The organism is Acinetobacter sp. CIP A162, assembly GCF_000367905.1.
GTDB classification, from domain to species: domain Bacteria; phylum Pseudomonadota; class Gammaproteobacteria; order Pseudomonadales; family Moraxellaceae; genus Acinetobacter; species Acinetobacter lwoffii.
Window position 1 is genome coordinate 182,443 of sequence record NZ_KB849157.1, and the last position, 26,018, is coordinate 208,460.

The window sequence follows — 26,018 nt, forward strand, 5'->3', positions numbered from 1 at the left end:
ACCTGTCCTATGATGTTTACATCCATGCCATGCACCTTAACCGACTGCCTGCCGAAGCGACTGCGGCATTTTGATCTTCAGTTGCTGAATCAGGTCATAAATGTGATGAATATTTAAACTCACTTTAGCACGTGTACAGGCCACGTAAAGTAATCTTAATTCTTCATCACTAATTTTATGGTCTTTTTCATTCAGCTTAAACTGATAGTCATCTTCAATATGAACCCGATCCCATTCCAGACCTTTGGCCTTGTGTGCCGTGGAAATAATATAGTCGGCCTGGGCAATTGGTGTGATTTTAGCCAGAGCTTTTTTCAGCGGATCGGTGCCATGTTCGTCCACCAGTTTGACCAGTGGCTTGATGTCACTGCCTTCATTAGTTTCACAGTATTCATGGACATCATGCCAGGAGTTAAACCAGGCCAGTTCCGGCACATCAACCACACGTTTGCCCTGTTTCAGCATGGCAGCCGCATCGACAAAACGATTCAGTTTGACGTGATCGGCTTGCAGGCTGACTTTATCGCCACGAACTAAACCTGCTAATAACAGTTCCATGGCGCGGGCATTGGTCCGGCATAAAATTGCATCCCGCATTTTGGTATGCGGTTTATTCACGACTTTAGAATCTAATAGCGGATTGCCGAGTAAAGGCACAGTTTCATTTAAGGCACCTAAAATGGCATTGGCATTCAGGGCAATTTCAGGACCAAAACGAAATGAGGTGGTCAGGCGCGATTCAGGTAAGGGCAGTTGCTGCATGGCATTGACTGCGCCACGCCAGGCATAAATCTGCTGATGCGCGTCTCCGACATAAATCACCTGGGTGCTGCGCTGTTTCAGTAGAATTCCCAGCATTAAGGGATCGGCATCCTGAGCTTCATCGAATAGTACATAATCGGCCGGGATATTTGGCTCGGACAGCGCCCAGAGCTTCAGATAAATGTCATGACCGATGCCGGCCTGATGATTTGGATCAATCGACTCTAGCCAGCGTCGTTCGACTGCCGGATAAAGTTTCTTCTGTAAAGTCTCGATATCATCCGGATGCAACCAGCTCGGCGCCTGAATATGCCGTGGGGCAGGGTATTGCGAACTGGTCGAGCAGAAATAGCCGACCGCATTGGCAACCAAACTTGCCAGACGCGAAGGCATCAAGACATATTTTTCATAACGCCCACCCATCATACGGCGCATGGTCATCGGTTCAAGCCGGTATTCTTTGGCAATAAAACTTGGACTCAAGCGTGGCAAGCGCAGTTTGTCGGTGACTCCACGTGGAACACTGCGAAACGCCAGCGAGTGAAAAGTACGGCAATCGACACCCCGGTGAAACTTGGCCTGTGCTTCACTGGCAATGGCCTTGTTAAAAGCCAGATACATGCCACGTCTTTGTGGCATGGCATCACTGATCATTTGCAGGGTAGTGGTTTTACCTGTGCCCGCATAGGCAATCACCTTAAAGGATTTACCCAGACGTGCGTTATCAATGGCAGTCGCCTGCTCATAGGTCGCGGTCGGTTTTTTTAAATCAGACACAGATGAATTCAAGGCTTAATGCTGACGGTTGGCTTTTTCAACCAGGCCGGATAAGCCTTGGCGACGTGCCAGTTCATTTAATACCAATTGCACATCCAGGTCGAAATAGCCGAGCATGACGATAGTATGGAACCACAGATCTGCCACTTCATAGATCAGATCATTTTTATGGTCTGCGGAAGCATTCTGATCAAAATCTTTGGCTGCCAGCACGGTCTCAAAGCTTTCTTCACCGACTTTTTCCAGAATCTTGTTCAGGCCTTTATGGTACAACTTGGCCACATAAGATGAATCTGGATCGGCCTGTTTGCGTTCTGCCATCATCTGACCCAGATAAGACAGGACTTCGACCTGTTCAGATTGGGCGGTTGACGCTTCCATCGCCAGCGTATGCGGATTCGTGGATTTTTCGCCATAAATCGCAGAGGGATCTTTCAACTGTGCATCGACAATTTCCCAGCCATTTGGCGTGAGCTTGCGATAGAAGCATGATTCACGGCCAGTATGGCAGGCAATGCCACCATGCTGTTCAATTTGCAGCACAATCACGTCGGCATCACAGTCCAGACGGATTTCATGTACGGTTTGAAAATGTCCTGATTCTTCGCCCTTATGCCATAACTTGCTGCGTGAACGGGAGAAATACACCGCCTGATTTTTTTCGGCAGTTAAAGCCAAGGCTTCACGGTTCATCCAGGCCACCATCAATACACGTCCAGTTTGATGATGCTGGGCAATGGCAGGGACTAATCCTTGTTCGTTAAATTTTACTTCATCGAGCCATTGCGCGTTGTTCATAAGGGTTTCCATCATTTCAATCAAAATATAAAAATACGGATAGGAAATATCCGCTGATAGTGTACGTGATCTCGCAGCATTTGCGGCAAAAATCTGTATCGATCAGGACAGGCTGTGTCGTGGTTTTTTAAATCAGTTCACTTTATTCCATATCTTGCAAAACTGAGACAGAGAAAAGCCGCCCGGTCGGCGGCTCGCATTTCCATTAAATTATTCGTATGAAAACCGTATAAAAAATTACCAGTGTTCGCCCGGGAACAGACGTGCATATGCTTTTTGCACCAAGTTTAATTTTTGTGGTTGGCCCACAGATGCAGTTGAACTTGGGAACAGGTTATAGCCAATCGACATCAAGACATTGTTGATATCCGGTGCAATTGAATAGGTAATGGAAGCCAGGCGGCCCAAACCGGTCGCCACTTTTTTCGGACGTTTCACAATCGCATAGGCAATCAGGTCAGCCGCCTGTTCTGGGGAAAGCGTCGGTACATATTTATAGATTTTGGTCGGCGCAATCATCGGGGTACGCACCAAAGGCATATAGATCGATGTGATTGCGATTTTATGTGAATGTACTTCTGCAGACAGGCAGCGGCTAAAGGCATCCAGTGCAGCTTTTGAAGCGACATAGGCTGAAAAACGGGTGGCATTGGCCAGTACGCCAATCGAACTGATGTTAATAATATGACCCGCGCGACGAATCATCATTTGCGGCAGGATATTCATCACCAGACGCACCGCGCCGAAATAGTTCAGCTGCATGGTACGTTCAAAATCATGAAAACGATCTACCGACTCATGTACGGCACGGCGAATCGAACGTCCTGCATTATTGATCAGAATATCAATATGATCGACTGAGGCAATAATCTGTTTGGAAACTTCATCAATCGCTTCCATATTGTTTAAATCACATGGAAAGATTGAGGCTTTGCCGCCTTTGGCTTCAATTTCTGATTTTACTTGTTCTAGGGTTTCCTGAGTACGGGCCACCAGTAAAACATGGGCACCTGCATCAGCCAGTTGATGTGCTGTCGTTAAACCAATACCGCTGGATGCACCGGTAATCAGGACGGTTTTACCTGCAACACGTTTTTCCAGTTGTTTGTGTAGTCTAGTTTTCACGTTTGTTATCCCTAATTTGAAGTCAGCGTTCAAATTATTTTTATTAAAGGTCTATGGCGCTCTAATAGAAGATGAGAGCGAAGGTGAGTCCAGATATGATAACCAATTCTTCAGGAAAATCTATAAATTAAAGTATTGAAATTAAAATAAAAATTAGAGTAATTGCTCTATTTGTGTTCACTCTTTCATTTAACTTTTAACATGAAAATAAAAAGTAAAGCAAGTGGCTGTTTTAGAAAATAAATAAAAAAACCTCACCAAAATGATGAGGTTTCGAAGCGGCTCGGACACCTTTTTAAACGGCCGCCAGCGCCTGTTCCAGATCGGCAATCAGGTCATCACTATGTTCAATCCCAATGGATAAACGCACCATATCCTCACTGACGCCTGCCGATTTTAACTCTTCGGCATTGAGCTGACGATGCGTAGTAGTCGCCGGATGGCAGGCCAGACTTTTAGCGTCGCCGATATTGACCAGACGGGTGAACAATTGCAGGGCATCAATAAAACGTGTGCCGCCTTCGAGACCATGTTCTACCCCAAAGGTCAGAATGGCAGAAGGTTTACCTTTCACATATTTCTGTGCCAAGGCATGCTGTGGGTGATCTTTCAGGCCGGCGTAATTGACCCATTTCACTTTAGGATGTTTTTGCAGATATTCAGCGACTTTCAGTGCATTTTCGGTATGACGTTCCATACGCAAGCTTAAAGTTTCCAGACCTTGCAGAATCAAAAACACATTCTGCGGACTGATCGCAGCGCCGGTATTACGCAGTGGCACTACACGCGCACGTGCGATATATGCTGCTTCCCCCAAAACTTCGACATAGTTCACGCCATGGTAGCTTGGATCAGGCGTATTCAGGGCAGGGAAACGTTCAGGGTATTTACCCCACGGGAATTTGCCGCTATCCACAATAATGCCGCCAATTGAATTACCATGACCACCGATATATTTGGTCAGGGAATGCACCACAATATCCGCACCAAAGTCGAAAGATTTTTGTAGTACTGGGGTGGCAACGGTATTGTCGACAATCACCGGTACGCCATATTCATGTGCAATTTTAGCAATGGCTTCCAGATCAATAATATTACCCAGTGGATTACCAATCGATTCGACAAAGACCAGTTTGGTTTTTTCATCAATCAAGTCACGCAGACTTTCCGGCTTTTCATAATCAAAGAAACGGACTTCAATGCCCTGTTTTGGTAGGGTATGGGCAAAGAGGTTATAGGTACCGCCATATAGCGTTGACACAGAAGCAATGTTGTCACCCGCTTCCGCAATGGTCTGAATCGCATAAGTAATCGCAGCCATGCCAGAGGCCAAAGCCAGCGCGCCAATTCCACCTTCCAGTGCTGCGACACGTTGTTCCAGAACCGCAGTGGTCGGGTTCATAATTCGGGTATAGATATTGCCCTGTACCTTTAAATCGAACAAATCGGCCCCATGTTGAGTATTGTCAAAGGCATAAGACGTAGTTTGGTAAATTGGCACTGCAACTGCTTTGGTGGTGGCTTCAGGGCTATAACCTGCATGAATCGCAAGGGTTTCTGCTTTATAACTCATTCTGTTTGATCTTCTTGTTTAAGTTTATGGCTTGAGTGTAGCATTTTCACATATGAGTAAAAGTGCAATTTTATTGAAATAAATATATGAAATATTCATATATCGACCTGGATTTGAGTCGTTTATTTTACTGAAAACAACTGTTTAAAAAAACATCATCAATAAACTTGTAACAATGCATTGAAGTTCATGGCAATGGCTTATGTTTTCGCAGCTTTCTGCGTATAATAGCCGATTATTTTTTCGCTCTTTTTTGAGCTGGGGTGGTTGTTTTAACCCCATTTGGTTTTTCAGTTGAGGAGTCCTACGTGGCCCAATATATTTATACGATGAACCGAGTGTCTAAGATGGTGCCGCCGAAACGCGAAATCCTGAAAGATATCTCCTTATCATTTTTCCCGGGCGCAAAAATTGGTGTGCTTGGTCTAAACGGTGCAGGTAAATCGACCTTGCTTCGTATTATGGCGGGCGTAGATAAAGATTTCTCTGGTGAAGCACGTGCACAACCAGGTACTAAAATCGGTTATCTCGAGCAAGAGCCGCCTTTAGATGAAACTAAAGACGTGCGTGGCAACGTTGAAGATGGTCTGCGTGAGCCGCTGGATGCTTTGGCACGTCTTGACGAAGTATTTGCAGAATATGCAGCAGAAGATGCTGACTTTGATGCACTTGCAAAAGAGCAAGAAAAGCTCGAAGCCATTATCCATGCATGGGATGCACATAACCTTGCCAATCAGATGGATCAGGCAGCTGCTGCACTGAACCTTCCAGCTTGGGATGCCGATGTTAAACTGCTTTCAGGTGGTGAACGCCGCCGTGTGGCACTGTGCCGTTTGCTCTTGTCTAAGCCAGACATGTTGCTTCTTGACGAACCGACGAACCATTTAGATGCATCATCTGTTGCCTGGTTAGAACGTTTCTTGAAAGACTTCCCGGGTACCATCGTTGCGATTACGCATGACCGTTATTTCTTGGATAACGTGGCTGAGTGGATTCTTGAGCTTGACCGTGGCATGGGCATTCCATACCAAGGTAACTACTCTTCTTGGTTAGAGCAGAAAAATGCGCGTCTAGAGCAAGAGAACAAGCAAGAAGAATCTTTTGCTAAAGCATTGAAAAAAGGACTTGAATGGGTTCGCTCAAATGCCAAAGGCCAGCAAAAGAAAAACAAAGCGCGTATGGAGCGTTTTGAAGAGCTTAACTCGCGTGAATTCCAACAGCGTAACGAAACCTCTGAAATCTACATTCCACCTGGCCCACGTCTAGGCAACAAGGTTGTAGAAGTTGAAGGCATCAGCAAATCGTTTGGTGATCGTACCCTGTATAAAGATTTATCATTCGTTGTACCGCCTGCTGCGATCGTGGGTATCGTCGGTGAGAACGGTGCAGGTAAAACCACACTGTTCCGCATGATGACCGGTGAACAACAACCGGATACCGGTTCTGTGGTACTGGGTGAGTCGGTGAAAGTGGCTTATGTGGGTCAGATTCGTGACACGCTTGATGACAACAAAACGGTTTGGGAAGAAGTTTCTGGCGGTTTAGACATCTTGAAGATTGGCGAATACGAAATTGCATCTCGTGCATATATCGGTCGTTTTAACTTTAAAGGCCAGGATCAGCAAAAACGTGTCGGTCAATTGTCAGGTGGTGAGCGTAACCGTTTACAACTTGCGAAAATCCTGCAAATGGGTGCTAACGTAATCTTGCTCGATGAACCGTCAAACGACTTGGACATCGAAACCTTACGTGCGCTTGAGGATGCCATTCTGGTGTTCCCGGGTACTGTGATGGTGATCTCGCATGACCGTTGGTTCCTGGACCGTATTGCAACGCACATTTTGTCATTTGAAGGCGAAACCCCTGAATTCTTCACCGGTAACTATGCTGAGTTTGAAGAATATCGCCGTAAGCGCGATGGTGATGATCTGGTTGCGAAGCGTCAAAAATACCGTAAAATTGGTGTTTAATCCCTGATTTTAAAATAAAAAACCAGCCTTCGGGCTGGTTTTTGTGCTTATAGGGTGGTGGGTAATGACTTAGATTTCCCACTCATGATTACATTCACGACATTTCCATTTCTTTTGGGTCTGCATGAAGGCCTGCATGGAAATTTTAAAATCAGGCAAATCTTTATAGAACATAAAGCCTGCAATCAAAGAAAGAATAAAGACGATGACGGTTGCAGTCTGTAAAGTTGTACCTGCACCATCACCAAAGATCCACATCGCGATACTGATGATCACTAGCAATAATAATAGGAATAGGGCGGGCACCAGAAACATCAGGCTTTTAGGAACCACCGGACGTGGAGCTGCTTGACCTGGCTGGGCCACCGGCATGATTTTCGGGCTTTGACACTTAGGGCAACGATATTGCATTACAACTCCAAAATTCTAAATTACTGATTATTTTATCGGAAGATGCGAAGAAACCGAAATATTGCCCAACATAAAATATACAGGCAATAAAAAACCCAAGTCGCAATGCTTGGGTTTTTTATAAGATCACCATAATATATTATGGTCATCTTGAATATGGCGTCCCTACGGGGATTCGAACCCCGGTTACCGCCGTGAAAGGGCGATGTCCTAGGCCTCTAGACGATAGGGACAATTGAGGCAATAACACAGCTAAAGCAAGACTTGATTTGGTGGAGTCAAGGAGGATCGAACTCCTGACCTCTACAATGCCATTGTAGCGCTCTACCAACTGAGCTATGACCCCAGTCTGTGTGAGCGCTATATTAGGGATATCGCGCTCACACGTCAACACAAAAATTAATTAAGCTTGATCAACTGCTTCATTTTTCGGCAACTTTAAGCTTTCATTAAGTTTTTCCCAGACTTTCAGCTCTTTTTTACTTGGACCACCGACAATTTCCAGCGCACGACGTAAACGTGCAAAGGTTAAATCAGGACCAATGGTCACCATCGTTTGCATCACTGGTGTAGACGCAGTCGAACCGGCAATCGCAATAAAGAAGGCAGGCATGAAATCACGTAGCTTGATTTCCATCTGTGTCGCCAGGTCCATCAAGGTCTGGCTCACCGTGTCGTTATTCCAGGTGAACAGACTTTCCAGACGCCAAATTGCGAATTGAAGACTTTGACGTACCTGTTCATCCGACAGTTTCTTGCTTTCAAACTGTTCTTTAGACAGAGTCGGGAAGTGGTTGAAATAATGTGCCGACCAGTTCACTGCTTCAGACAGCAGGTTAATACGTGGCTGAATCGCAGCGGCAATTTCTTCTAATTTGACACGATCTGCTTTCCAGGCCAATAAAGTGTCTAGAAGTTCAGCCGGGCTGAGTGCCTTGATCCATTGACCATTCAGCCAGTTTAGTTTCTCGACATCAAAGATCGGACCACCGAGTGATACACGTTTGATATCAAAATGTTCAATCATTTCAGCCAAAGTGAATTTTTCACTTTCATCTGGCATTGACCAGCCCATACGACCCAAGTAGTTCAACAAGGCTTCAGGCAATACACCGATGTCTCTATAGTAGTTAATTGAGGTCGGGTTTTTACGTTTAGACAGCTTAGATTTATCCGGGTTACGCAGCAGTGGCATGTGGCATAGTATCGGCATTTCCCAACCAAAATATTGATATAGCAACTGATGTTTTGGTGCAGATGGAATCCATTCTTCACCACGAATTACGTGGGTGATTTGCATCAAATGGTCATCCACCACGTTAGCCAAGTGGTAGGTTGGGAGGCCATCGGTTTTTAGCAGAATCTGCATGTCTACTTGTGCCCATGGAATCTCGACTTCACCACGTAGCATGTCATTGAATTTACATACGCCTTCAGTTGGTACTTTCATACGGATGACGTGTGCTTCACCAGCAGCCAAACGGCGCTCAACTTCTTCTTGAGTGAGATTCAGACCGCGACCGTCATAACGTGGCGACTCACCACGTGCCTGCTGTTCTGCACGCATTTGATCCAGTTCTTCAGCAGTTGCGAAACAGTAGAAAGCATGACCTTTCTCTACCAGTTCCAAGGCATAATTTTTATAGATATCCATACGTTCTGACTGACGGTATGGCGCATGCGGGCCACCGACATCAGGACCTTCAGACCAGTTCAGACCCAGCCAGCGCAATGAATCCAGGATCATTTTTTCAGATTCAGGCGTTGAACGCAGTTGGTCAGTATCTTCAATACGAAGAATGAATTCACCGCCATGCTGTTTAGCAAAACATAAGTTAAACAAGGCGATATAGGCAGTACCTACATGCGGAAAACCAGTAGGAGAAGGTGCAATACGAGTACGAACAGTCATAACCGGATCTAATCTTAGATATAAAATTGCAGCTATTATAGCGAAAAAGCCACATCACTTAATGCTTTATTCAACATTGAGTGATGTGGCTTTTAAATCTGGGAATATTCAGCGCTGTTGAGGCTGATTAAGAATGAGCGTTCGAAAAAATACTTTGGACAAAGCGGGTGAAGCGGTAATTCTGTTCTGCAAAGAAACTTTGCGAAGGTGCGACTTTAAATGCAGTTAAGACTTTTAGATTATCTTCTGTTTGAAGTGTTTTTTCAGTTTTTTGTTGCTGAATCGCTTTTTCAATCGGCGAAGTCTTGCTTTCAACAGTGCTTACTGTAGGCTTCGGCAAATCTGTCTTCACAACGACGGCATGACCGAGTTGAATCGAGAACAACATAATCAGGCTTAGGATGCTGGCTGTGAATAATGTAAATTTCATATCCAAACTTCCTCCTTACTTCTGGTTGGTTTTATTTTGTTAAAAATGTTTTTTTAATACTCTGTCTACAATTTAATCACAGTTGATCATAAAGAAGTAGAACCAAGTCACATTTTTTACAAAAGAAATAATATAACTCTGTGGAAAATTACCAAAAATCGTAATTTCCTGTTTTGGTGGCCTATTTTTAACAGACAACTGTGAAGAGAACGTGAAGAACTGTCTTATATTGTAGCAGAAGATTACTTTTCTAGCAGAATATGTATCCGAATTTAATTGTTAGTAGATATCTCAAAATCAGAAATAGATTATAGATATTGTTATAAATATATGATTGTCATGTTTATTTTTGATTTGTATAGTGCAGGTCATATAAACACTGAGTTACATCAGATGAAAAAAATAATAGCATCCGCAATCTTGACAATTATAGTGGGAACAGCAGTACAGAATTCCGTCGCTAAAGATTTCCTGAATGTCTCTTATGACCCAACCCGTGAATTTTATCAGGAATATAATGAAGAATTTGACAAGTTCTGGAAGCAGAAAACCGGACAAACGGTTAATTTTAAACAGTCGCATGGTGGTTCAGGCAAGCAGGCGCGTTCAGTGGTCGATGGTTTGCAGGCTGATATCGTGACCCTGGCCTTAGCCAATGATATCGAAGAAATCGTCAATGCAGGTTTAATAGAGAAAGGTTGGCAAAAAGAGTTTTCGAGTAATTCGGCACCTTATACCTCTACGATTGTATTCTTGGTGCGTAAAGGGAATCCGAAGCAAATCAAAGACTGGAATGATCTGACCAAAGCGGGTGTGGACATTATTACCCCAAACCCGAAAACCGGTGGTGCGCCGCGTTGGATCTACCTGTCTGCTTGGGGTTATGCACTGAAACAGCCCGGCGGTAATGATGCGAAAGCCAAAGAGCTGGTGAAAAAACTTTATCAAAATGTCAAAGTGTTAGATTCCGGTGCCCGTGGTTCACTGACCACGTTTGCCGAGCGCGGCATTGGTGATGTGCTTTTATCCTGGGAAAATGAAGCTTTGCTGGCGACCCAAGGTCTGGGTAAAGACAAATACGATATCGTCTATCCATCGATTTCAATTCTGGCCGAGCCATCGGTAGCGATTGTCGATAAGAACGTGAATAAAAATGGGACTACCCATCTGGCAAAAGGCTATTTGAACTATTTATATTCACCAAAAGGGCAGGAGCTTGCTGCGAAATATTTCTTCCGCCCGCGGGATGCCAAAGTCGCTGCTAAATATTCAGCCCAGTTCCCGAAAATACAGACCTTTACCATTGATAAAGTTTTTGGTGGTTGGGCCAAAGCGCAAAAAACGCATTTTATCAATGGGGCGATTTATGACCAGATTTACAATGAAAAAAGATAAGTAAGCTGTAGTCTAAATACAATAAAGAAAATGGCTAAAGTGTTATCCATTTTCTTTATATCTAATGCATAAAATTCTATATATTAGATATAAGTAGAATAATAAATTGTATTTTCCTTTTAAAAACAAAATATTAAGTCAGAAAAACCTTTCATTTTATCGTGTTGTGATGTTGTAGGGTGAATTGCGATAAATGATTTTATTTCATATAGTTATATCTAATGAAGATAAACTCCGTGCTGCCATGAAAACTCAATTAAAATCGTTATTTAGTGCTGCCTTATTGGCGACTGGTTTAGGCATGACCGCGACTGCTTCACAAGCAGCAGACCGTCAGTTTCTGAATGTATCCTATGATGCCACGCGTGAGTTCTATGATGAATTTAACAAATCATTTGGGGCTTACTGGAAAAACCGCACCGGTCTGGATGTGAATTTTAAGCAGTCACATGGCGGTTCGGGCAAACAGGCACGTTCTGTGGTCGATGGCCTGAAAGGTGATGTGGTGACCTTGGCACTCGCCAATGACATTGAAGAAATTGTGAAATCTGGCCAGATTCAACCAGGCTGGCAAAAGGAATTCCCACACAACTCGGCACCTTATACCTCGACGATCGTATTCATGGTACGCAAGGGTAACCCAAAAGGTATCAAGGACTGGAATGACTTAACCAAACCAGGCGTGCAAATTATTACGCCAAACCCGAAAACGGGTGGTTTGCCGCGTTGGGTGTATCTGTCTGCATGGGGTTATGCCGAGAAACAGCCAGGCGGCAATAAAGCTAAAGCACAGGATTTTGTTGGCAAACTTTATAAGAACGTGAAAGTGATGGATTCTGCTGCACGTGCTTCAATGACCACCTTTGCCGAGCGTGGAATTGGCGATGTATTGCTGACTTGGGAAAATGAAGCCTTGGTCACGCAAAAAACCTTGGGTAAAAACAAGTTTGATATCGTTTATCCATCGATTACGATTTTGACTGAACCGTCAGTGGCGATTGTGGATCGTACGGTAGAGAAAAATGGCAATAAATGGTTAGCAACAGGTTATATCAATTACCTGTATTCACCGTTGGGTCAGGAAATGGCAGCTAAACATTTCTATCGTCCACGTAATGAAAAAGTATTAGCCAAATATTCAGCACAGTTCCCGAAAATCAAAACCTTTACCATTGATGAAGTCTTTGGTGGTTGGGCCAATGCACAGAAAACCCATTTTGTGAATGGTGCAATTTTCGACCAGATTTATAACAGCAAACGTTAATTGATCTGCCAAGTCATCTGGATTGAAAAAAGCCTCCAAAACCGGTAATGCCAGTCAGTTAAGAAATTGACTGGCATTTTCTTGGATATTTTTGTGCTTTAATTTTCACTACTCGCGGACATTGCCTTTGCCTTTTTTCAGGTAATACAAATATTTTAGATTGTTCAAATAATTGCGCTAAATGTTTGGGTAGGTTTCCTGCTGATTCTAAAGGTGTGTGCCTTAAGATATTGATAATACTCATAGATGCAATATGGAAACTGATCCTTAAAGGACTCACCTTTGCATGTTCAGCGATAAACCTCATCTGTCTTCTTAAGATATTATATGCAATAAATACCCCCCACAATTCTTGATAGACCAAATCAGGTTGTTTGCTTCTTAAAATCCTTGCATCCTGTAAATCACTTTTAATTTCCCGATAACACATTTCTATTTCCCAACGCTGGATATAAAGCATTGCAAGGTCTTTGAATGGATAAACTTTAGAATCTGTTAATGATGTAATGTAACGTCTTATTTTTCCTGCATATTCAACTTCAATTAAACGTGCTTCCCAATAGTCACCCAATGACGGATTTATCTTTTTTGCTCTTGCTGAAACAGGCATTTTGATCTGAAAGTCATGGGCCGCATTATGATGAATCACTTCATAACGCAGGTTGTCCTTTGCTCGCATCAACCAATGACTCTCTTCTGCCTGAGATTGCCAGCTCACTAAAAAATCAGCAGAGAAGTAAGCACGATCAAATAGGGTAATACTGCGAACTGGTGCTTTTAATTGACTGGCTAAGGTTAATTCACCTTGATCCATACTACCCATTTGGGCATCAATCATTTCATGGGTATTGGTATTCACCAGGCAAGTCGCTCTAACTTGTGGGTAAGGTGCAGCTGCTGTTTTGCCTTTGGATGAACCAAAGTGCTTAAAGTTTTCTTCTGTATGAGGCATAGACCAAACCACACCATCTACAGCACAAACGCATAGACCGTGAAAGTTGCTATATTGTTGTTGTGAGTCTTTAAACCATGCCTGACTTAATGTCGAAAATAAAGCACTCATGGGTTCTAAGCCTAAGCGTTGTCTTGCTTGTACGGATGCACTCGGTACACAGTATTCTGCCGTACCGAAAACAAGTTGCAATTGTTGAACCACATACCAAATCGGTTGATTTCGAAATAGAGCAAGTCCGATTACCAGCCAAACAACATGTTCAGCAGGCAGTTTTCTTTTTCGAATTGATGCTTTACCTGTTTGGTCTAAGCAATCTTCAATCCAGTTTAAATCAATCAATTCACTGAATTGTGAAAGTGAAGGTAGGGTTTGTTTTAATGTTAAATCTAGATTCTGAGATAAATTCATAAAAAAAGAGCGTATTTACATACGCTCTTTTTACAGCATTTTAACTTTTTTTGCTTAACTGACTGGCATTACTCCAAAACCGGAGGCTTTCTTGTATTAGAAAAATGCTAAAACGGTTTTCTCTATGGAAAGTAATATTTATCTACAAAAAGTCGTTTGGAGCTTTGCCTAAACAGGGTGATAATGTGCAGTTAAATTTTTCCCCCTATTGATTGAGTTTTTATGTCACATATTTCTGTATTACTTCACGAAACGATTGATGCCTTGTTGGCGGGTCGCAATACGGGAACTTATGTGGATGGTACCTTTGGCCGTGGTGGGCATACGCGTTTATTACTGTCCAAATTAGATGAAAATGCACGCGTCTATGCCTTTGATAAAGATCCACAAGCACTGGCTGTAGCGGCTGAACTCGAACAAGAAGATTCACGTTTTAAAATTATTCATGCCAGCTTTGCTGATCTGAAAGATGCATTGGCTGAACTGGGCATTGAACACGTCGATGGGGTAATGGCGGATCTCGGTGTTTCTTCACCGCAGCTGGATCAGGCTGAACGTGGTTTCAGTTTTATGAAAGATGGCCCGCTGGATATGCGCATGGATAACTCGCAAGGTCCGACCGCAGCAGAATGGCTGACCCAGATTGAAGAAGAAGCGCTGGCGAATATCATTTTTAAATATGGTGAAGAGCGTTATAGTCGCCGTATTGCCAAAGCAATTAAAGCTGCTGGATATATTGATACCACGGCAAAGCTGGCTGAGATCGTAAAAGTAGCGCATCCGAAATGGGAAAAAAATAAGCATGCTGCGACCCGTACTTTCCAGGCGATTCGTATTGCTATTAATAAGGAATTAGAAGATATTGAAATCTTCTTGCCTCAGGCCGTTGAAATCTTGAAACCTGAAGCACGTTTGGCGGTGATTAGCTTCCATTCACTGGAAGACCGTTTGATTAAACAATTTATTCAAAAAGAGTCAACGCTTGAAGAGGATTCAGGCTGGGGAATGCCACAACAACAGAAAGATACGCGACGTTTAAAGAAAGTTTCTCGTGTTAAAGCCAGTGAGGAGGAGGTCAAAGCCAATCCTCGTTCACGTAGCGCATGGCTCCGGGTAGCAGAACGTTTAGCTTAATAGGCAGATCATGAAAACGGAAGTGGTTGATAAAAAAACAGAAAAATTGTGGCTGAAAAAAGTTACAATCTATCTCATGCTGATATTGATGGTCTTCATCAGTGCAGTATTTGTGGTATTTCAGGTATTTGAATACCGTCAGGACAACAGAAAGCTGAGTACCTATCTGCGTGAAAGGGATGACCTGAATGCAGAGTGGGGGCGTTTGCTAATTGAACAGCAAACTTTTGGCGCGACGGCACAGATCGGTACGCGTGCAGTGACACAGCTGCGTATGTATTCACCTCCGGTTTCACAAAGTGTCGTGATTTCCTTACCACAAACTTCAGATGAGAAAAAATAAGGCTAGCGTTCCGACATGGTAGACAAGAGAAAGAAGCAACCGGTACGTAAAAAACAATCGGTCACCGACAAAAATGCCTCAAATGTTTATATCAATCGTTTTTACATCATGTGGGCGGTGGTGCTGCTGTGTTTTGTGACACTGATTTGCCGTGCTTTCTATGTACAGATTATTAATAAAGATTTTTTGCAAAATAAAGCCAATGCCAATATTTTAAGAACCAATACCATCAAGGCGATGCGTGGCGTGATTTATGATCGTAATGGCATTCCATTGGCGATCAGTACTCCGATCATGAAAATTGTGATTGATCCACGTGATTATTTTGACAATAAAAAACTCTATGACGAGACCATGCTGGCGCTGGAAAAAGAACCGAATAGCCGCAAGCTCAAACGTCAGTTACCCGATAAAAACCTGAATCTGGATGAGCTGGCTGATGCAGTCGGTATGGATCGGGCAGAACTGCGCAAAAAAATGGAAGAACGTCCGCGTTCACGTTATCTGATCCTGAAAAAAGAAGTTCCGCCACAACAGGCCGAACTGATCATGAAACGTAAGTTTCAGGGCGTATATACCGAGAAAAACTATAAACGTTATTATCCGCAGCCGCAGCCAAACTCTCAGATTATTGGCTTGACCAATAGCGAAGGCAGCGGCATTGAAGGTCTGGAAATGCAGCTGAATAGCCGTCTTTCCGGAAAGGATGGCGAGCAGCAGATCATTCGCGATAAAAAAGGCAACCGGGTCAAAGAACCTGAAGTGATTAAAGAAGTTGAGCCGGGCGAAAATATTACCCTGAGTATCGACTCGCGTCTCCAATATATTATGTACCGTGAGCTGACGGCGGCCGGTGTTGCCAATAATGCCCGTTCAGCGACTGCGATTGCGGTAGATGTCAAAACCGGTGAAATTCTGGCGCTGTCCTCATGGCCATCCTATAACCCGAATGATAAAAACAGCCTGCTCAATAAGGATGCCATGCGTAACCGCGGTGCAGTCGATTCTTTCGAGCCGGGCTCGACCATGAAGCCGCTCACTGTAGCGATGGCCTTGGAAAGTGGCAAATATACGGCGAATTCAGTCGTGAATACCACACCGGGCAGTATGCGGGTTGGTAATCATACCATTCGTGATACGCATAACTATGGTCAGTTGACTTTGGGTGGCATTATCCAGAAATCCTCTAACGTTGGTGTGGCGAAACTGGCCTTATCGTTGCCGTATGAAACCTTACCAACCTTCTATAAACGCCTCGGTTTTGGTCAGCGTTCAGCGGTGAAATTCCCGGGGGAAAGTGCTGGTCTGATTCTGCCGCCAAGCAAATGGAATGTATCAGAAGTGGCGACCATGTCCTATGGTTATGGCCTGAATGCGACCGTCCTTCAGCTGGCTGACGCCTATGCCATGCTGGCCAATAAAGGCGTAAAAATGCCGCTAAGTCTGTATAAGCTGGAAGAACAGCCGCAGGGTGAACAGATGATCGATGCCAATATTGCCGATCAGGTGCTGATGATGATGGAAACCGCAACCTTGCCAGGTGGTACGGCGACTCGCGCAACCATTCCAGGCTATCGTGTGGCAGGTAAAACCGGTACTGCACATAAGCTGCGTGCTGACCGTAAAGGTTATTCGACCAATGAATACCGGGCTTTATTTGCCGGTGTAGCACCCGTCAGTGATCCACGGATCGCCATGGTGGTGGTGGTAGAAAACCCACAGGGCACCTACTATGGGGGTACCGTATCTGCACCGGTCTTTGCCCGCGTGATGCAGGAATCTCTGCGTCTCCTGAATGTCCCTTTGGACAAACCTTTAGAACCTCCCAAAGTCCAGTAAATAGGTGATCAATGTCTATTACATTTCAAGATATCTACACCTCTCATGAGGCCGCTGACTGGATGAAGCAATCCTTTCAGGGCTTCGAGCTGGATAGTCGTAAAGTTAAACCGGGACAGATTTTTATTGCCTTGACCAGTCTGTCACAACCGGAAAAAACTGCTCAATTTGCCCAGAAAGCTTTGGATCATGGTGCATTGGCTGTGATTTCAGAAACTGAGCTGGATGTATCTCCAAATTTGGTGGTGGCAGATGTACGTCATCTAATGGGGCAATGGCAAAAGCAGTATTTGCAAGCTACTCAACCTGTTCAAGCTGCTCGAATTTTGGCAGTCACCGGCACCAACGGTAAAACCACGATTTCTCGCTTGGTGGCTGAATTCATCATGCTGCAAGGCAAAGCTTGTGCAGTGATGGGCACAACAGGTAACGGCATTCTGCCAAATCTGGAAGCATCTTCGCATACCACCCTGGATGCCTTGCAATTGCAAAATGCCTTGCATGGCTATGCGCAGGCCGGTGCGGAATTTGCCTCGATTGAAGCCAGCTCACATGGTCTGGAACAAGGTCGCTTGAATGGCTGTGATATCGAGATTGCGGGTTACAGCAATTTGAGCCGTGACCATCTGGATTATCACGGTACGTTGCAAGCTTATGCAGAAGCAAAATCACGTTTATTCCGGTTTGAATCTTTAAAAGTGGCTGTCATCAATATTGATGACGAACATGCACAGATCATGCTGGATGCTGCGAAAAATAATCCGGCACAGCCTAAAATTTTGACTTATTCCACCACACAAAAAGCGGATTATCAGGTTCAGGATATTCAGTACAGCATTTCAGGTGCGACCTTTAAGCTGAAAACTGCCTCTGCTGAATATGTGGTTAACAGTCCATTGCTGGGACATTTCAATATTGAAAATCTGGTGGCCAGTCTGATCATGGCGGAACAGGCCGGATTTGACTTGGAAAGTTTGATTGCAACTGTGCCACAGCTCAAAGGTGCGCCCGGTCGGATGCAGGTGCTGCGTGATGGCGAACGTCTGTTTGTAGTGGATTATGCGCATACCCCAGATGCTTTGATCCAGGTTCTGGTGACCTTGAAACGTCATGTTTCACAAAATCTCTGGGCTGTTTTCGGCTGTGGCGGTGATCGTGATCGCGGTAAACGTCCACTGATGACTCAGGCTGCTTTAGAGGGTTCAGATATCGCAGTACTCACTTCTGATAACCCGCGGACGGAAGATCCGGTACAAATTTTTGCTGATATGAAAAATGGCATTGATTTTTCGGGCAAAACCTATCATGAAATTCATGACCGTCGTGAAGCGATCAAGTTTGCGGTTAAACATGCACAGGCGGGTGATATTGTCGTGATCGCAGGGAAAGGTCACGAAAATTATCAGGAAATTGATGGCGTACGTCACTGGTTTGATGACGTGGTCGAAGTGCAAGCTGCGATTGATGCCCAGCATTGCAACACAGATTCAGCCTATTCAGCGCATTAGGATTCAGATATGCATACCTCAACAACAAGTACTGCGGCGCTGGAGCCGTGGAGCATAGAACAATTACAGCAGGCTACTCAAGGCTACTGGTTGAATGATAAAAAGCCTGTAGGCCAGGTCAAACGGATTTTGACTGATTCACGTGATGCAGAAGCGGGTGATGCTTTTCTTGCGCTGAAAGGCGAGCGTTTTGACGCGCACGACTTTATTGCGCAAGTCGCGGCACAAGGTTGTGAAATTGCCATTGTCAGCCGTCCGGTGGATGCCGATATTTGCCAATTGGTGGTAGAAGATACCCGTCTGGCATTGGGATTGTTGGGCGCTTATCGCCGTCAGCAGAATCCTCAACTCAAAGTCATTGCCTTGACCGGCAGTAGTGGCAAGACCACGACTAAAGAAATGCTGGGAAGCATTCTGTCTCGTCTGGCACCGACCTTGGTGACACGTGGTAATTTGAATAATGACCTTGGCGTGCCGGTAATGTTGCTGGAGCTGCGTCCTGAACATCAATATGCGGTGATGGAACTCGGTGCAAGTCATCAGGGTGAAATTGATTACACCTCGAAAATGGTGCAGCCGCATGTGGCGGGGATCATTAACATTGGGACGGCACATTTAGGTGAGTTTGGCGGCCGTGACGGAATTTGCCGCGCGAAATCCGAGATTTATTCGCATATCTCTGAAATCTCAATTATTCCTGCTGCAGATGATTTTGCTGAAACCATTCGTGCCGCAGTAAAAACTGAAAAAAGCTTGAGTTTTGGTGCTGGCGGTGAAGTTTATGCCAGCGATGTAGTCCTTGATGCTCAATCATCAAGCTTTACCCTGAATACGCCACAAGGCTCGAAAACGGTTCAGTTGCCGTTTGCCGGCGAGCATAATGTCGAAAATGCCACAGCTGCCGCTGCATTTGCCCTGGCGATCGGTATTGGTCTGGATGATATCGTGGCTGGCCTGGAACAGGCAGTCGGTGCGAAAGGTCGTCTGAACTTTATTCCGCACAAAGACTATTTATTTATTGATGACACTTATAATGCCAATCCGGGTTCGATGCGTGCAGCAGCTGAAGTTCTGGCGCAGCAGCAGGGCATCCGGGTCATGGTCACCGGCGATATTGGTGAACTCGGTTCATCTGCCGCAATCGAGCATTACAAGCTTGGACGGGATCTGGTCTCTATTAAAGGTATTAACTTTGTGGTGGCTGTGGGTGAATTTGCGCCTGCCGCACAAGAAGGTGCCCGTAGTACGCAATATGGTAAAAAAATGCAGGCTTTCCTGAATCAGGAGCAGGCCTTGCCATTTTTAATTGATTTGATTGAAACACATCAACCTCAGCCGATGTCATTTCTATTTAAAGGGTCGCGTTTTACCCATATGGAAACATTGATGGCTGCATTGATGGAGAAACTCTAAATGCTGTTATGGCTCTTTGAACACTTGGCGGGCTTTGACAGCACGTTTCAGGTGGTTCGTTATTTAACTTTACGTGCTTTGCTCAGTGTCTTGACGGCACTGACCATCGGTCTGGTGCTGGGTCCTGTGATGATTCGCAAGCTTCAGGCGCTGAAATACGGCCAGGCCGTCAGCTCGTATGCTCCTGAAAACCATGCCAAGAAAATGGGTACACCGACGATGGGCGGTGTGCTGATCCTGCTTTCGATCGGTATCTCAACTTTACTCTGGGCGGATCTTTCCAATCCTTATGTCTGGATCGTGCTGGGTGTGATGGTGATTTTCGGTGCAGTAGGCTGGGCTGATGACTGGATTAAAATCCGTTATAAAGACAATGCGGGTTTGCCTGCGAAGAAAAAATTCTTCTGGACTTCAGTGGGTTCATTGGGTGCCGGTATTGCCTTGTATGTCATTGCACAGCAACAGACCAATCCGGTGCATACCGCGAATATGCTGGATCTGCTGATTCCATTCTTTAAAGACCTAAGCATTCCATTGTCGATGATTCCGTTGGGCATTGGTTTTATTATTTTTACCTATTTCGTGATTAATGGCGCATCCAATGCCGTGAACTTGACTGACGGTCTGGATGGTCTGGCGATCATGCCAATCGTGCTGGTTGCTACAGGTTTGGGCGTATTTGCCTATTTGGCCGGTGACGTGCGCTTTGCCAATTATCTGCATATTCCTTATGTGAAATATTCGTCTGAACTGGTGGTGGTCTGTGCTGCCATGATCGGAGCGGGTCTGGCTTTCCTTTGGTACAATGCCCATCCGGCCCAAGTATTTATGGGTGATGTTGGTGCTTTATCTCTCGGTGCAATGCTCGGTACGATTGCCGTCATGGTTCGTCAGGAAATCGTATTTGCGATTATGGCCGGTGTCTTTGTCGTGGAAGCGGTTTCAGTGTTCTTGCAAATTGGTTCATTGAGAATGCGCAATAAACGTGTATTCCTGATGGCACCGCTACATCATCATTATGAAAAGAAAGGCTGGCGTGAAACCCAGGTGGTGATCCGTTTCTGGATTATTACAATTATGCTGGTAGTTTTGGGTCTAATGACCTTAAAATTGCGCTAAGAAATGCATGAGAAAAAGTCGGCGCATGCCGGCTTTTTTGTTTTGGAGAAAATGATGAATTTACTCATGTGCCCAGTCTGTCGCCAGCAGTTGAGCTTAAATGAAAGAACATGGCGCTGTGAGAATCATCATAGTTACGATGTCGCCAAACAAGGCTATGTGAACCTGCATGTGGTTCAGCATAAGCACAGTAAAAACCCGGGAGATACGCCTGAGTCTGTGCAGGCACGTCGCGCATTTCTCAGTGCAGGTTATTATGCGCCTTTGCAACAGGCTGTCGTGGAAAAGATTCGCGAGTTGCGGATTGAAAACCTTTTAGATATTGGTTGTGGAGAAGGCTATTATACGAATGCCATGCGGGCCGAAGTGCTGCAATGCGTCGGGGTCGATATTGCCAAGAATGCGGTTCAGGTCGCAGCCAAACTGAATAAAGAGGTGACTTGGGTCGTAGGAACTGGAGCGACTTTACCAGTATTAGATGAGTTGATTGATCTGTGTACCAGCTTGTTTAGTCCAATTCCTAAACAGGAAATCCTGCGAGTTCTAAAACCAAAATCTTATTTGATGGTGGTGACACCGGCACCGCAACATTTATACTCGATGCGTGAAGCTCTATTTGAAGAAGTCAAACCACACGAGCCGCAGAAGTTTGTTGAGCAGTTGCAAGATGAATTTAATCTGGTTAGTGAGCAGGTGATTGATGCGCCAATGGTTTTGCCACAGGCTGATTTAAAAAACCTGATTGCGATGACGCCATATGCTTATAAGGCCAAACCTGAACGTCGTTTAGCACTTGAACAGCAGGATCAGTTTGAATTACTGGCGCAATATCAGATTTACCTGTTTCAGAAAAAATAAAAAATGCATATAAAAAAACCCTCAACTGAGGTAATGCCAGTCAGTTAAGAAATTGACTGGCATTTTCTTGGATATTTTTGTGCTTTAATTTTCACTACTCGCGGACATTGCCTTTGCCTTTTTTCAGGTAATACAAATATTTTAGATTGTTCAAATAATTGCGCTAAATGTTTGGGTAGGTTTCCTGCTGATTCTAAAGGTGTGTGCCTTAAGATATTGATAATACTCATAGATGCAATATGGAAACTGATCCTTAAAGGACTCACCTTTGCATGTTCAGCGATAAACCTCATCTGTCTTCTTAAGATATTATATGCAATAAATACCCCCCACAATTCTTGATAGACCAAATCAGGTTGTTTGCTTCTTAAAATCCTTGCATCCTGTAAATCACTTTTAATTTCCCGATAACACATTTCTATTTCCCAACGCTGGATATAAAGCATTGCAAGGTCTTTGAATGGATAAACTTTAGAATCTGTTAATGATGTAATGTAACGTCTTATTTTTCCTGCATATTCAACTTCAATTAAACGTGCTTCCCAATAGTCACCCAATGACGGATTTATCTTTTTTGCTCTTGCTGAAACAGGCATTTTGATCTGAAAGTCATGGGCCGCATTATGATGAATCACTTCATAACGCAGGTTGTCCTTTGCTCGCATCAACCAATGACTCTCTTCTGCCTGAGATTGCCAGCTCACTAAAAAATCAGCAGAGAAGTAAGCACGATCAAATAGGGTAATACTGCGAACTGGTGCTTTTAATTGACTGGCTAAGGTTAATTCACCTTGATCCATACTACCCATTTGGGCATCAATCATTTCATGGGTATTGGTATTCACCAGGCAAGTCGCTCTAACTTGTGGGTAAGGTGCAGCTGCTGTTTTGCCTTTGGATGAACCAAAGTGCTTAAAGTTTTCTTCTGTATGAGGCATAGACCAAACCACACCATCTACAGCACAAACGCATAGACCGTGAAAGTTGCTATATTGTTGTTGTGAGTCTTTAAACCATGCCTGACTTAATGTCGAAAATAAAGCACTCATGGGTTCTAAGCCTAAGCGTTGTCTTGCTTGTACGGATGCACTCGGTACACAGTATTCTGCCGTACCGAAAACAAGTTGCAATTGTTGAACCACATACCAAATCGGTTGATTTCGAAATAGAGCAAGTCCGATTACCAGCCAAACAACATGTTCAGCAGGCAGTTTTCTTTTTCGAATTGATGCTTTACCTGTTTGGTCTAAGCAATCTTCAATCCAGTTTAAATCAATCAATTCACTGAATTGTGAAAGTGAAGGTAGGGTTTGTTTTAATGTTAAATCTAGATTCTGAGATAAATTCATAAAAAAAGAGCGTATTTACATACGCTCTTTTTACAGCATTTTAACTTTTTTTGCTTAACTGACTGGCATTACTCAACTGAGGGCTTTTTTATATCAGTCAGATTACTGGACTTCTTCAATCAGATTTTCCAGAGAATCTACCCGGTTCGGCTGAAGAGGCTGTTCTTGTGGTGCAGAACTTTCATCATCTGGTAAACGAATCGGTTGATCTGGCAAATCTTCAAAGTCAGTTTCTGTGCGTTTCGGGACGACCACAGGTGCAGGACGGTAAAGCGCTGTCGCCAGAGGCGGAGAAGACGGATCATTCTGTGCTTCATCAGCCTGAACCACCTTGTTGCGATTTACCGGTGCCTTAGCATTGCGGTCTAAACGTACCCAGGCTTCTGGCTGGCCTTTTAATGCCTTGCCCATAAAATCGGTCCAGATCGGTAGAGCTGCCACACCACCATATTCACGGCGACCTAAAGTGGTTGGCTGATCAAAGCCTACCCAGGTCACGGTGACTAACTTACCATTGAAACCTGCAAACCAGGCGTCTTTGGCATCATTAGTGGTACCGGTCTTCCCGCCGATATCACCACGACCAATTCTTAATGCAGCACGGCCAGTACCATGCTGAATCACATCACGCAAAATGTTGGCCATGTCATAGGCAGAGCTGGATTTTAAAATACGCTGTGCCTGACGATAATTACTGTCTTCGGCAGAGACTTTAGGTGCAGCCTGTTTTTGCTCTAAAGTTGTATTGTTGATTGCAATTGCTTCGTCATCTGCGGTAATAGGGTCAGTGGCTTGAACTGTTTCTTCTTTTTCATTAATACATGAAATGCAGGCATATTCAGGCTTGGCTTCAAAGATGGTATTGCCGTAGGCATCTTCAATGCGGGTAATAAAGTGCGGTTGGATTCGGTAACCGCCATTGGCAAAGGTGGCATAACCAGTCGCCATCTGAATCGGTAGGACCTGCGGGGTGCCTAAGGCAATGGTATAGTTACGTGGAATCTGACTGTCTTGTAAACCAAAATCCATAAATAACTGGCGTGTACGTTCAATCCCAACGGCCTGTAATAAGCGCACTGAGACTGTATTACGTGACAGATAAAGTGCACGACGTAGCGGGATCATACCCAGATAACGGCCATCCGAGTTACGTGGCGTCCATTTGCCAATGGTAATCGGTGCATCATTGACCATGGTATGCGGCGTCATGCCACGTTCCAAAGCCAGTGCATAAACAAAAGGCTTAATTGTAGAACCGGGTTGACGCCAACCTTGGGTTGCACGGTTAAATTTCGACTGATAAAAGTTATATCCCCCGACAATGGCTTCAATCGCACCATTATTTGGGTTGATGGCAATCAATTGTCCTTGCACATTGGGGATCTGCACCAATGACCAAGAGGTTTTATTTTCATTGGGTCTTAAACGAACAATATCTTTGACTTTGACAATCTCGGACGCTTTGCTCGGTGCACCACCTACACTGTTGACGTTACGAAAGCGACGTGCCCAAGACATACCTGACCAGGGAACAGTCACGCTGCTTCCGTCCTGCATGAGTGCTTCAAAACTGGAATTACCTACCTGAGTTACTTGCGCAGGATAGGTATTGGCATAGGCACGGAACTTGTCGAGAGGTTGATCATGTGCTTCAGCACCACGCCAGCCATGTCGACGGTCATAAGCCTCTAGGCCTTCCTGTACCGCTTGCTCCGCATAGGCCTGACGTACACTATGAATGGTAGTATAGACTTTATAACCAGAATCTACCGCCTGTTCACCAAAGTTTTGTACCAGTTCAGAACGTACCATTTCGCCGACATACGGGAATTTATTACGGGTACTCCGATCAGGCATATCTAAATTTACCGGTTCAGCAATGGCTTGCTGATACTGGCTTTGATTTAAATAGCCCAATTGCAGCATACGCCCCAAAATCCAGTTACGACGTTCCAAGGCGCGCTTGGGATTGGCGACCGGATTGTATCGAGAGGGGGCTTTAGGCAGACCAGAGATCATGGCCATTTGTGCAATTGAAAGCTCTTCTAGACTCTTGTTGTAGTAAATTTTAGCTGCTGCTGCGATACCGTAAGCATTTTTCCCCAGGAAAATTTTATTGACATACAGGGTCAGAATTTCTTCTTTACTTAAGTTTTGCTCAATTTTACGGGCCAGAAAAATTTCTGTCAGTTTACGCTTCAGCGTCCGTTCAGGGCTAAGGTAATAGTTTTTTGCCACTTGCATGGTAATGGTCGAACCACCGGTCTGTACAGCCGAGCCGGTCACCGTCTCACTGAGTGCGCGTCCCAAGCTTTTAAAGCTGATCCCGCTATGCTCAAAAAAGCTGGAATCTTCAGCGGCGAGGAAAGCATGAATAAACTCGGGCGGAATTTGTTCATATTTCACGGGAACAGAAAGCTTGCCTCCATATTCGGCAATTAATTCATTATCTGAACTAAAAACTTGTAAAGGCTTTAATAAAGGGGCCTTTTTAAGCGTAGACATTTCAGGCAAAGATGGGGCAATATAGAGATACATGCCATAGAAACCCATCGGAATTGAGATCAGTATAATGATAATGATCAAAAAAAATGGATGAACAAGGCCTGAACAAGATAGCTTTTTCATAACAAGTAAGTTTTAATAAGAGCTAATGGCGAACTAATTACCGGTCA

Annotated in this window: 20 protein-coding genes and 2 tRNA genes; 10 read left to right on the forward strand and 12 right to left on the reverse strand. The window is 44.4% G+C overall.

Annotated elements, in window-relative coordinates:
- Positions 1-36: 36 nt before the first annotated feature.
- The 4 genes from F995_RS01135 to F995_RS01150 all read right to left on the reverse strand — a co-directional run bounded on the left by F995_RS01135 (position 37) and on the right by F995_RS01150 (position 5,035).
- On the reverse strand, positions 37-1,539 hold the full coding sequence (locus F995_RS01135) for a UvrD-helicase domain-containing protein (protein WP_004281118.1): 1,503 nt from the start codon (positions 1,537-1,539) through the stop codon (positions 37-39).
- Positions 1,540-1,554: 15 nt separating this feature from the next.
- A complete protein-coding gene (gene hisIE / locus F995_RS01140) occupies positions 1,555-2,337 on the reverse strand; it encodes a bifunctional phosphoribosyl-AMP cyclohydrolase/phosphoribosyl-ATP diphosphatase HisIE (protein WP_004644932.1) in 783 nt (260 codons plus the stop codon).
- Between the two features lie 237 nt (positions 2,338-2,574).
- Positions 2,575-3,462: an SDR family NAD(P)-dependent oxidoreductase gene (locus F995_RS01145; RefSeq protein WP_004644933.1), complete on the reverse strand. Its 888-nt coding sequence runs from the start codon at positions 3,460-3,462 to the stop codon at positions 2,575-2,577.
- A 295-nt stretch (positions 3,463-3,757) separates the two neighbouring features.
- Positions 3,758-5,035 (reverse strand): O-acetylhomoserine aminocarboxypropyltransferase/cysteine synthase family protein, encoded by a 1,278-nt coding sequence (locus F995_RS01150; RefSeq protein ID WP_004644934.1) that lies wholly within the window; start codon positions 5,033-5,035, stop codon positions 3,758-3,760.
- Between the two features lie 308 nt (positions 5,036-5,343).
- Here F995_RS01150 and ettA point away from each other — a divergent pair, with 308 nt between their 5' ends.
- The gene (gene ettA, locus F995_RS01155; RefSeq protein ID WP_004644935.1) at positions 5,344-7,005 is read left to right on the forward strand and encodes an energy-dependent translational throttle protein EttA; all 1,662 of its coding nucleotides are present in this window, start codon (positions 5,344-5,346) and stop codon (positions 7,003-7,005) included.
- A 69-nt stretch (positions 7,006-7,074) separates the two neighbouring features.
- On the opposite strand, the gene F995_RS01160 is transcribed toward ettA, so the two are convergent.
- From F995_RS01160 to F995_RS01180, 5 genes are all read right to left on the reverse strand, one after another.
- A complete protein-coding gene (locus F995_RS01160) occupies positions 7,075-7,416 on the reverse strand; it encodes a membrane protein (RefSeq protein ID WP_004281123.1) in 342 nt (113 codons plus the stop codon).
- A gap of 157 nt (positions 7,417-7,573) precedes the next feature.
- A tRNA-Glu gene (locus tag F995_RS01165) sits at positions 7,574-7,649 on the reverse strand.
- A gap of 37 nt (positions 7,650-7,686) precedes the next feature.
- Positions 7,687-7,762, reverse strand: a tRNA-Ala gene (locus F995_RS01170).
- A 57-nt stretch (positions 7,763-7,819) separates the two neighbouring features.
- The gene (gene gltX / locus F995_RS01175) at positions 7,820-9,328 is read right to left on the reverse strand and encodes a glutamate--tRNA ligase (RefSeq protein WP_004644936.1); all 1,509 of its coding nucleotides are present in this window, start codon (positions 9,326-9,328) and stop codon (positions 7,820-7,822) included.
- A gap of 127 nt (positions 9,329-9,455) precedes the next feature.
- Entirely contained in the window at positions 9,456-9,758 is a 303-nt protein-coding gene (locus F995_RS01180) for a hypothetical protein (RefSeq protein ID WP_004644938.1), read from the reverse strand.
- 393 nt (positions 9,759-10,151) lie between these two features.
- On the opposite strand from F995_RS01180, the gene F995_RS01185 reads away from it, so the two are divergent.
- The gene (locus tag F995_RS01185) at positions 10,152-11,153 is read left to right on the forward strand and encodes a sulfate ABC transporter substrate-binding protein (protein ID WP_026055778.1); all 1,002 of its coding nucleotides are present in this window, start codon (positions 10,152-10,154) and stop codon (positions 11,151-11,153) included.
- A gap of 244 nt (positions 11,154-11,397) precedes the next feature.
- Positions 11,398-12,417, forward strand: a complete 1,020-nt coding sequence (locus tag F995_RS01190) for a sulfate ABC transporter substrate-binding protein (RefSeq protein ID WP_026055777.1) — start codon at positions 11,398-11,400, stop codon at positions 12,415-12,417.
- A gap of 58 nt (positions 12,418-12,475) precedes the next feature.
- On the opposite strand, the gene F995_RS01195 is transcribed toward F995_RS01190, so the two are convergent.
- A complete protein-coding gene (locus F995_RS01195; protein WP_004282307.1) occupies positions 12,476-13,780 on the reverse strand; it encodes an IS4 family transposase in 1,305 nt (434 codons plus the stop codon).
- A gap of 222 nt (positions 13,781-14,002) precedes the next feature.
- Between F995_RS01195 and rsmH the strand changes: the two genes are divergently transcribed.
- The 7 genes from rsmH (at position 14,003) to F995_RS01230 (ending at position 21,994) form a co-directional block, all read left to right on the forward strand.
- Positions 14,003-14,914, forward strand: coding sequence for a 16S rRNA (cytosine(1402)-N(4))-methyltransferase RsmH (rsmH, locus tag F995_RS01200; protein WP_004644941.1), 912 nt, complete (start codon positions 14,003-14,005; stop codon positions 14,912-14,914).
- Between the two features lie 76 nt (positions 14,915-14,990).
- Positions 14,991-15,257 carry a cell division protein FtsL gene (ftsL, locus tag F995_RS01205; protein ID WP_370940785.1) on the forward strand — a complete coding sequence of 89 codons (267 nt, stop codon included), beginning with the start codon at positions 14,991-14,993 and terminating at the stop codon, positions 15,255-15,257.
- Between the two features lie 15 nt (positions 15,258-15,272).
- A complete protein-coding gene (gene ftsI / locus F995_RS01210) occupies positions 15,273-17,096 on the forward strand; it encodes a penicillin-binding protein PBP3 (RefSeq protein WP_004644942.1) in 1,824 nt (607 codons plus the stop codon).
- An 11-nt stretch (positions 17,097-17,107) separates the two neighbouring features.
- Complete coding sequence (locus F995_RS01215) at positions 17,108-18,604, forward strand: UDP-N-acetylmuramoyl-L-alanyl-D-glutamate--2,6-diaminopimelate ligase (RefSeq protein ID WP_004644944.1); 1,497 nt, start codon at positions 17,108-17,110, stop codon at positions 18,602-18,604.
- 9 nt (positions 18,605-18,613) lie between these two features.
- A complete protein-coding gene (locus F995_RS01220; protein ID WP_004644945.1) occupies positions 18,614-20,017 on the forward strand; it encodes a UDP-N-acetylmuramoyl-tripeptide--D-alanyl-D-alanine ligase in 1,404 nt (467 codons plus the stop codon).
- Positions 20,018-21,136: a phospho-N-acetylmuramoyl-pentapeptide-transferase gene (gene mraY / locus F995_RS01225; protein WP_004644946.1), complete on the forward strand. Its 1,119-nt coding sequence runs from the start codon at positions 20,018-20,020 to the stop codon at positions 21,134-21,136.
- A gap of 54 nt (positions 21,137-21,190) precedes the next feature.
- Positions 21,191-21,994, forward strand: a complete 804-nt coding sequence (locus F995_RS01230; RefSeq protein ID WP_004644947.1) for a putative RNA methyltransferase — start codon at positions 21,191-21,193, stop codon at positions 21,992-21,994.
- Between the two features lie 44 nt (positions 21,995-22,038).
- Here F995_RS01230 and F995_RS01235 read toward each other — a convergent pair whose 3' ends face one another.
- Positions 22,039-23,343 (reverse strand): IS4 family transposase, encoded by a 1,305-nt coding sequence (locus F995_RS01235; RefSeq protein WP_004282307.1) that lies wholly within the window; start codon positions 23,341-23,343, stop codon positions 22,039-22,041.
- Positions 23,344-23,445: 102 nt separating this feature from the next.
- Positions 23,446-25,971: a penicillin-binding protein PBP1a gene (gene ponA, locus F995_RS01240; RefSeq protein WP_016806915.1), complete on the reverse strand. Its 2,526-nt coding sequence runs from the start codon at positions 25,969-25,971 to the stop codon at positions 23,446-23,448.
- Between the last annotated feature and the right edge of the window lie 47 nt (positions 25,972-26,018).